Source organism: Haloarchaeobius iranensis (assembly GCF_900103505.1).
Taxonomy (GTDB): domain Archaea; phylum Halobacteriota; class Halobacteria; order Halobacteriales; family Natrialbaceae; genus Haloarchaeobius; species Haloarchaeobius iranensis.
On the sequence record NZ_FNIA01000066.1, the window covers coordinates 1 to 1701 of the forward strand.

Here is a 1701-nt window from a genome sequence, read left to right on the forward strand (position 1 = left end):
GTTCCGTGAAATCGTCCTCATGTTCGCCATCTCCAACATAGAACCGCTCTGTGAACCTCTCTAACCATGACTCAGCATCTATTCAACACGGCAGAAATTAGGAATCTGAATGGCGAAAGAAGGAGCAACACCTGACCTTCCGGTGCCCAGCGAGGACGACCGCACGTACACCAGGATAAGACCGACGGACACGCCGTTGAACGCCCAGACGGTGGTGCTCCAGCTCGGGAGACTCCATCGGCAGGAGCTCCCGAAAGCGGATGCCTGGTACAGGCGCCCGTTCCAGTCCACGACACCCACCTACGAGGTACTTCTCGTGAACGACGGCACGACGACGACGTACTACGTGGGTGTCGACAGCGAGCTCGCCGAGTCAACGGAACGAATCCTGCGGAGTCTCTACCCGGACACGTACGAGTTCACCCAGCAGGAGTGGGCCCCGGACAGGACCCTCGTCGACACGGACCACCTGGCTGCGGTCGAGTACGTCGGGCAGGTCACTCGCTCGCGGGACTGGCAGACGAAGCTCACGAACTTCGAGTCGTTCCTCACGGACGACCACGCTCGGGTTCCACTCGCGACGATCGTCGAGACGATGGCCAGCGTCGACGTACCGATGGTGTACCAGGTGGTGTTTCAACCACGACCGGACTGGACCGGAGAGCGCGACTCGCGTATCCTCGCGCTCGAGGAACAACACGAGACGATCGGTGACCAGGTCCTGACCGCGGTGTTCGGCGCGCCCGAGAACCCGAACATACCCAGGGCCGACGAGGACAGGGTCGAAGAGCTCGGTGAACGGAACCCGAAGCGGTCGTTCGACGTCACGGCGAGACTCGCGGTCGCGGATTCGAGGAATCGCGCGCCACTCGAGGAGATCGCCCACGATGTCGCCGACGCATTCAGTCACGTCAGTCACACGAGCTACGAGGTCACAGGGCGGGTCAGAACAGGCTCCAAGGCACAGCGTGTACTGGACGACATCCGCAACCGAGCGATGCACGAGCCGAGCTACAGAAGGTTCAGAAAGCGTCCGTGGCGTCGCCCGGAGAGCCGAGGTATCGTGATGGACGACCAGGAGCTCGGCGCACTCACGGTCATCGATGGTGCGGCGCTCACGGACGCTGGCGATAGAACAGTGAAGCCCACCCCCGGCGAGCGCCAGACGCTCCAGCGTCCGCCGCCGACGATCCTCGAGGAGTACACGACGAGAGGACTCACGCTCGGCCAGCCGCTCACCGAGGACGGCACAACGAACTCACGACCGATCGCGCTCCCCGAGGCGCTCCAGCCGATGCACGTGGCGTGGTTCGGGAAGACCGGGTCGGGGAAATCCACGGCACTGACGTCCGGGATACTGGACAATCATCAGGCCACGGATGGCGCGAGCATCGTCGTCCTCCCGAAGGGCGACGGGATGGCGACTGACTACATGCGAGCGCACTACGCGAAGTACGGCCACCTGAACAACGTGCTGTACTACGACTGTTCGAAGGTCCTTCCCGCGTTCTCGTTCTTCGACATCCGCGACCAGCTCGACGCGGGGATCCCGCGAGCCACAGCCGTCGAGGACAGCGTCGACCACTACCTCGAGATCCTCGGCCAGGTCATGGGCACCGAACGGTTCGAGCGCGCGGTCAGGTCGCCGGACATCATCCGGTACATGGTGAAGGCGCTGTACGACCCGGTCAACGGTGACGA

The 1701-nt window shown here is 63.2% G+C and carries 1 pseudogene; it reads left to right on the top strand.

Annotation, left to right across the window (positions count from 1 at the left end):
- Positions 1-109: 109 nt before the first annotated feature.
- A pseudogene (locus BLT27_RS18925) lies at positions 110-1701 on the top strand (ATP-binding protein); the annotation flags it as partial.